This window comes from Mesorhizobium sp. M7A.F.Ca.CA.004.04.2.1, from assembly GCF_004022825.1.
Classification (GTDB): domain Bacteria; phylum Pseudomonadota; class Alphaproteobacteria; order Rhizobiales; family Rhizobiaceae; genus Mesorhizobium.
In genome coordinates this window covers 1-5,607 of record NZ_RZPH01000332.1, presented here as the reverse complement: position 1 = coordinate 5,607, position 5,607 = coordinate 1, and the positions used below count along the sequence as shown (strand labels likewise).

General features: G+C 63.8%; 9 protein-coding genes. 3 read left to right on the top strand and 6 right to left on the bottom strand.

Features of this window, described 5'->3' with window-relative positions:
• Positions 1–60 precede the first annotated feature (60 nt).
• The 3 genes from EN893_RS16305 to rpmB form a co-directional block, all read right to left on the bottom strand.
• Positions 61–732, bottom strand: coding sequence for a hypothetical protein (locus EN893_RS16305; RefSeq protein ID WP_127266962.1), 672 nt, complete (start codon positions 730–732; stop codon positions 61–63).
• Positions 733–791: 59 nt separating this feature from the next.
• On the bottom strand, positions 792–1,472 hold the full coding sequence (locus EN893_RS16300; protein ID WP_127266961.1) for a queuosine precursor transporter: 681 nt from the start codon (positions 1,470–1,472) through the stop codon (positions 792–794).
• 161 nt (positions 1,473–1,633) lie between these two features.
• The gene (gene rpmB / locus EN893_RS16295) at positions 1,634–1,930 is read right to left on the bottom strand and encodes a 50S ribosomal protein L28 (protein ID WP_013529373.1); all 297 of its coding nucleotides are present in this window, start codon (positions 1,928–1,930) and stop codon (positions 1,634–1,636) included.
• A gap of 257 nt (positions 1,931–2,187) precedes the next feature.
• On the opposite strand from rpmB, the gene EN893_RS16290 reads away from it, so the two are divergent.
• From EN893_RS16290 to EN893_RS16280, 3 genes are read left to right on the top strand one after another with little or no spacing between them, the layout of a single operon-like run.
• On the top strand, positions 2,188–2,976 hold the full coding sequence (locus EN893_RS16290; protein WP_127266960.1) for a DUF3108 domain-containing protein: 789 nt from the start codon (positions 2,188–2,190) through the stop codon (positions 2,974–2,976).
• A 34-nt stretch (positions 2,977–3,010) separates the two neighbouring features.
• Positions 3,011–3,946, top strand: coding sequence for an EamA family transporter (locus EN893_RS16285; protein ID WP_127266959.1), 936 nt, complete (start codon positions 3,011–3,013; stop codon positions 3,944–3,946).
• Positions 3,943–4,629, top strand: coding sequence for a lysoplasmalogenase (locus EN893_RS16280; RefSeq protein WP_127266958.1), 687 nt, complete (start codon positions 3,943–3,945; stop codon positions 4,627–4,629). Before EN893_RS16285 ends, EN893_RS16280 begins: the two co-directional genes overlap by 4 nt.
• Position 4,630: 1 nt before the next feature.
• Here the strand turns inward: EN893_RS16280 and EN893_RS16275 are convergent, their stop codons facing one another.
• From EN893_RS16275 to EN893_RS16265, 3 genes are all read right to left on the bottom strand, one after another.
• Positions 4,631–5,059 (bottom strand): cupin domain-containing protein, encoded by a 429-nt coding sequence (locus EN893_RS16275; protein ID WP_127266957.1) that lies wholly within the window; start codon positions 5,057–5,059, stop codon positions 4,631–4,633.
• 19 nt (positions 5,060–5,078) lie between these two features.
• Positions 5,079–5,303, bottom strand: a complete 225-nt coding sequence (locus tag EN893_RS16270; protein ID WP_128361645.1) for a DUF4169 family protein — start codon at positions 5,301–5,303, stop codon at positions 5,079–5,081.
• A gap of 16 nt (positions 5,304–5,319) precedes the next feature.
• A partial coding sequence (locus EN893_RS16265) for a ClpXP protease specificity-enhancing factor SspB (RefSeq protein WP_245490845.1) occupies positions 5,320–5,607 on the bottom strand: 288 nt, incomplete at its 5' end.

Sequence of the window (5,607 nt, the reverse complement as noted above, 5' to 3'; positions counted from 1 at the left end):
CGATCCTGCAGCGCAACCTCTATCTGGAATTCATTCTCCACCAGGATTGAGCCAGCCGGCTTACGTCCTGTTGGCGATCCAGATGACATGGCGGGCGCCGCGCTTGCCGTTGGCGCGCGTACTGACCTCTTCGACCGCGAAGCCTGCCTGCTTCAGCCGCCGCGTGAAGCCGCTGTCGGGGCCTTGCGACCACACCGCCAGCACGCCGCCGGGTTTCAGGGCGCTGCGTGCGGCTGCGAGGCCTTGCACGCTGTAAAGTGCGTTGTTGGATTTGTGGACGATGCCTTCCGGGCCGTTGTCGACATCGAGCAGGATGGCGTCCCAGGCCGCGGGCCGCGACCGGATCAACTGCCCGACATCGGTTTCCTGGATGGTGACGCGAGGATCGTCGAGACAGCCGTCAAAGATTTCGGCCATCGGGCCACGTGCCCAGGCGACGACGGCGGGCACCAGTTCGGCGACGACAATTCCGGCATCATTGGCCAATTCTGTGAGTGCGGCGCGCAAGGTAAAACCCATGCCAAGCCCACCGATCAGGATTGTGGGCCGGCTATGGCCGGCAATCCGCTCACAGGACAGTTTTGCCAGCGCTTCCTCGGAACCGCTGAGGCGGCTGTTCATGAGCTCGTTGGTGCCCAGCATGATCGAGAATTCGGTGCCGCGCCGCTTGAGGCGAAGTTCTTGTCCGCCGTCCGGGGTCTTTGCCGAATCGAGCTGAACCCACGGGATCATGATCTTTGTCCGACCATGATCTTTTCCGAAAATCGGGTCCCACTTTTCGGGATCATGGTTTAAGCCGCAACCGCGGGCTGGCTCCAGCGGGCCGCGAGCAGACGGTAGGGGATCAACGCCACCACGGCGATGATCAGCTTCACGCTGAGGTCGCCCAGCGCCCAGGAGATCCAACGCATCGCGTCGACATGGAACACGCCCATCAAGGGTGCGTTTTCCAACGCAAAGCCGTCGTTGGGACCAGCGAAGGCAAAGGCGGCCGAGAACGCGACGGTGAAGAACACGGCTGTGTCGAACACCGACCCGACCAGCGTGCCGACGATCGGCGCCCGCCACCAGCTCTGGCGGCGCAGCCGGTTGAAGACAGTCACATCGAGCAATTGCGCGGCAAGGAACGCCGCTCCGGACGCGGCCGCGATCCGCACCAGCCGGTCGGCGGCGGTCTCGAATTCGATCAGGCCGTGACGGAACAGGAAGGGCGGGACAAGGATCGAGCAGATCACCGCCGTCATGAAGCCGACAAAGACGATCCGGCGCGCCACAGTGGGGCCGTAACGGCGGTTGGCGAGGTCGGTGACCAGAAACGAGAAGGGATAGGTGAAGGCCCCCCAGGTCAGAAGGTCGGCCAGCGAGAGGCCGCCGATCTGGCCCTGCATCGGGAATTGCACGAGAATGTTCGATGCCACGACGACAAGCGTCATGGCGGCCACGAAGGGCAAGTATCGCGAGAAGAAAGTCATTTTTTTATCCTGGGTAATGGAACCAGCGGAACGTATTCCGAAATCGGATTACGCTAGCTTCGTAATTTAAGCATCGGGTTGCCGAAACCTTGCGGCTTCGATCCGATGCCTAGGCCAACAAGAGGTTGGCCAGGGCGGTCGTCCCCCGCCTTTGAACTGTTTTAAGCGGCAGCCTGTTCGGCGGTCTTCTTGGCGATCTGCTTCTTCAGCAAACGGGCGCGCTGCGACAATTCCTTGACGTCGGCCTTGGCCAGGAAGGCGTCGAGGCCGCCGCGATGTTCGACCGAACGCAGCGCGTTGGCCGAAATGCGAAGACGCACGTTCTGGTTCAGCGCTTCCGAAATCAGCGTCACATTGACGAGGTTCGGCAGGAAGCGACGCTTGGTCTTGTTGTTGGCGTGGCTCACATTGTTGCCGGACATGACTGCCTTGGCAGTGAGTTCGCAGGTGCGGGACATTGTTCTAACCTTCAGTTCTCGGGGTCTGCCAAACACTCAAGCCCACGCCGGGTGGCGCGCGGTTCTGGTCAGGCGGCCTTATGGAAAAAGTTGGCGTTCCATAGTTGCATTTCGCCGAGGCGTCAAGCTCCAGCTTGCCTGCGGACACGCCCGGCATTTCATATTAAGGCCGGAATTCATCCTATAAGCGGTTCCATAGGGACATGCCAGACCGGAGTTGCCCGCCTCCGGCCGAAAATCAAGGACCCGATCCCGCCATGCTTCGTTCGCCACATGCCCTTGTTGCCATGCTTGCCATAGCTTTGCCGTCCGCCGCGTCTGCTGCCTCGCCGCAGTCGTTCAAGGGCGAGTACACAGTGTCGTTCCTCGGCCTTTCGATAGCGAAATCAACGTTTTCCAGCCGCTATGAGAACGGCGCCTACGCGATCCAAGGCAGTGTCACCGCAGCCGGCCTCGCCAAGCTGTTCGACGATACGCGCGGCACGATCTCATCCAAAGGCACGATCGCGGGCAAGAAAATGGTGCCGCAGGCATTCCGCGCCGATTACACCTCCGGCAAGAAGGCATCGGTTGTCGATATCCGCTTTGCCAATGGCAGGGTCACCTCGACGAAGGTCGTGCCGGCGCCGGGCAAACGCGACCCCAAGAACTGGGTACCGCTCGGTGCCGGCGACCTGACGTCGGTGCTCGATCCCATGGCCGCCACCGTCATTCATGCCGACAGTCTCGACCAGGTCTGCGGCCGCACGGTGAAGTTCTATGACGGCGAGATGCGTGCCGACCTGACGTTGACCTACGCGTCGAAAGGCACGATCTCGGTCCCGGGCTACAAGGGCGACACCGTCACCTGCCAGATGGGCTTCGAGCCGGTGGCGGGTTATCGCAAGGGCCGCAAGGCGCTCAACTATCTCAAGAACAAAAGCCGCATGATGGTGACGTTTGCACCGCTCGGCCAAACCGGCGTATATGCGCCGATCCGTGCCACGGTGGGCACGCAGATCGGCACCTTGACCATCAGCGCCGGGCGTTTCGAAGCCGTACAATAGCCAGGCGCGGAATTGGCGCGCCACTGGAGACAGAATGGGGCGCGCAACACTGATCGGCTTTTCGGCGGTCGCCATGTGGGCGTTGCTCGCACTGCTCACCGATGCGTCGGGCCAGGTGCCGCCGTTCCTCTTGTCGGCGATCACCTTCTCGATCGGCACCGGGGTCGGGCTCATCGCGCGGCTGTTCATGCCGGCACCCGACAAGAGCCAGAAGATACCGCCGCAGGTGTGGCTGATCGGCATTGCCGGCCTGTTCGGCTACCACTTCTTCTATTTCACCGCGCTGCGCAATGCGCCGGCGGTGGAGGCGAGCCTGATCGCCTATCTGTGGCCGCTGCTGATCGTGCTCGGCTCGGCGCTGATGCCGGGCGAAAAACTGGCGTGGAACCATGTCGTCGGCGCGCTGCTCGGCCTTGCCGGCACCGTGCTGATCGTCACCAAGGGTGGCGGGCTGGCCTTCGACGCCCGCTATTCCTTCGGCTATGCCATGGCTGCCGTCTGCGCCGTCCTGTGGTCGTCCTATTCGTTGTTGTCGCGGCGCTTCCCGTCGGTGCCGACCAGCATCGTCACCTGGTTCTGCGCAGCGACCGCGGTGCTGTCGCTCGCCTGCCACCTGGCGCTGGAACAGACCGTTCTGCCCGTCGGCGCCGGTCAGTGGCTGGCGGTGCTTGGTCTTGGCCTCATGCCGGTGGGCGCTGCCTTCTATGCCTGGGACATCGGCGTCAAACGCGGCAACATCCAGGTGCTGGGTGCCGCAAGCTACGCCGCACCGCTGTTGTCGACGCTGGTGCTGATCGCGGCCGGCGTCGCCGAGCCGTCGCTGCGCATCCTCGCCGCCTGCGTGCTCATCACCGGTGGCGCGGTGCTCGCCGCAAAATCCCTGTTCCTGCGCAAGCCTGCGGCGACCGAGAGCCGAGCCGGGTCATCCGAAGGCGGAGCCCAGGGCATCCAAAGGCGGAGCCGGGCATGACGATGCCGTTTGCGGGCGGCATCGACGCCAATGCCAATGCGACACTGATCTTTTCGCTGGCGGCGGCGGTGATCTATGCGTTCACGCTAGGCATGCCGCCGACGCTCGCCCGCTCGGCGGCAAAGACGCTTGCCGTGGCGATGCTTGCCGTGCTGGCCGGACTGCAGGGCGGCCCGCTGCTGCTGGTCGCCGCGCTCGCACTCAGCGCCGCTGGCGACGCCTTCCTGTCGCGCGACGGCGAAAAGGCCTTTCTCGGCGGGCTGGCCAGTTTTCTCGTCGCCCACATCGTCTATGTCGCGCTGTTCCTGCGCAGCGGTGGCGGATTGGGAGTGCTTGGCGCCGAGCCGTGGCGCGGAGCGATCGGGCTCGCCATGGCGGTGTTCGTGGTCATCATGCTGGCGGCGCTGTGGCGTCGCGTCGGTCCCGGCCTGGGTATCCCGATCACCGTCTATATCGCCGCGATCCTGGCAATGGGCATCTCGGCGCTGACAACAAGCAATATGTGGGTGATCGGTGGCGCCGTGCTGTTCATGGTATCGGACGGGCTGCTCGCCACCGAGAAATTCCTTGTCGCCGCCATCTCGCCCCACCGCGCCTGGATGCGCTTCGCCGTCTGGGCGCTGTACTACGCCGCCCAGCTCGCGACGACACTTGGGTTCCTGCTAAATTTGGGTTCTTATTGAGTTAGGGTTGTTTCGGCTGCCAGCCGGGTTCGGCCAGCTCAAAGGCGGCAAACTCGAAGCCCGGCGCGACGGTGCAGCCGACCAGCGTCCATTCGCCCAGGCTGCGCGCCGACTGCCACCAGCCTACCGGCACGACGATCTGAGGCCGCTCACCGGCTGCGAGATCGATGCCGAGCACCTGCTCCACAACGGTACTGCCTTCCTCCCACATCGCCAGTGCCAGCGGGGCGCCGGCATGGAAATGCCAGACCTCGGCGGCGTCCTTGACCCGGTGCCAGGCCGAAACCTGATGCTCCTCAAGCAGGAAATAGATGGCCGTCGAATGGCCGCGCGCGCCGCCAGTGCCATCGCGAAAGGTCTCGGCATACCAGCCGCCTTCCGGGTGCGGCTTCAGCCCGAGCGTCGCGATAATTTCTGCGGAGCTGGTCATGGCGACGATACCACCGGGCCTAGAAATTGTCCTTGCGCTTGCGGATTTCGGCAAAGACCTCGGCGTCCGAAGCTTTCTCCAGCCCCAGATGCTTGCGGATCGCCGGATCGTGCCAGCGCAGGAAGGGATTGGTCGACAGCTCCTCGCCGATCGTCGTCGGCAGCGTCGGCTTGTCGGCGGCGCGCAGCTTTTCGTCCCGCGCCTTTTGCTTGCGGGCCTGGCGGAGATTGACGATTTCGGCCACGGCGTAAGTCGCCGGCCTATTTCTTGCGGAAGGCGTCGAGCGAGACCACTTCGGCGCCCTTGGTGGCGGCGTCCGCGGCCGCAGGCTTCTTCTCCGCCTCGGCGGCGGCCTTCTTCTCGGCCTTCGGCTTTTTCTCGGAGACGATGGTCAGCGGCTCCGGAGTTGGCGCAGCCGGTTCCTCGGCTGCCGCGCCATCCGTCTTGACGTCGAATTCGAGCTCGAAATTGACCGAGGGATCATAGAAGCCGCGCACGGCCGAGAACGGGATTTCGAGTTTTTCCGGAACATCGGAGAAGGACAGGCC

Bases quoted from the DNA above. Each gene is read 5' to 3' on its own strand.
- EN893_RS16305 (WP_127266962.1), bottom strand. From the start codon at position 732: ATGATCCCGTGGGTTCAGCTCGATTCGGCAAAGACCCCGGACGGCGGA.
- EN893_RS16300 (WP_127266961.1), bottom strand. From the start codon at position 1,472: ATGACTTTCTTCTCGCGATACTTGCCCTTCGTGGCCGCCATGACGCTT.
- rpmB (WP_013529373.1), bottom strand. From the start codon at position 1,930: ATGTCCCGCACCTGCGAACTCACTGCCAAGGCAGTCATGTCCGGCAAC.
- EN893_RS16290 (WP_127266960.1), top strand. From the start codon at position 2,188: ATGCTTCGTTCGCCACATGCCCTTGTTGCCATGCTTGCCATAGCTTTG.
- EN893_RS16285 (WP_127266959.1), top strand. From the start codon at position 3,011: ATGGGGCGCGCAACACTGATCGGCTTTTCGGCGGTCGCCATGTGGGCG.
- EN893_RS16280 (WP_127266958.1), top strand. From the start codon at position 3,943: ATGACGATGCCGTTTGCGGGCGGCATCGACGCCAATGCCAATGCGACA.
- EN893_RS16275 (WP_127266957.1), bottom strand. From the start codon at position 5,059: ATGACCAGCTCCGCAGAAATTATCGCGACGCTCGGGCTGAAGCCGCAC.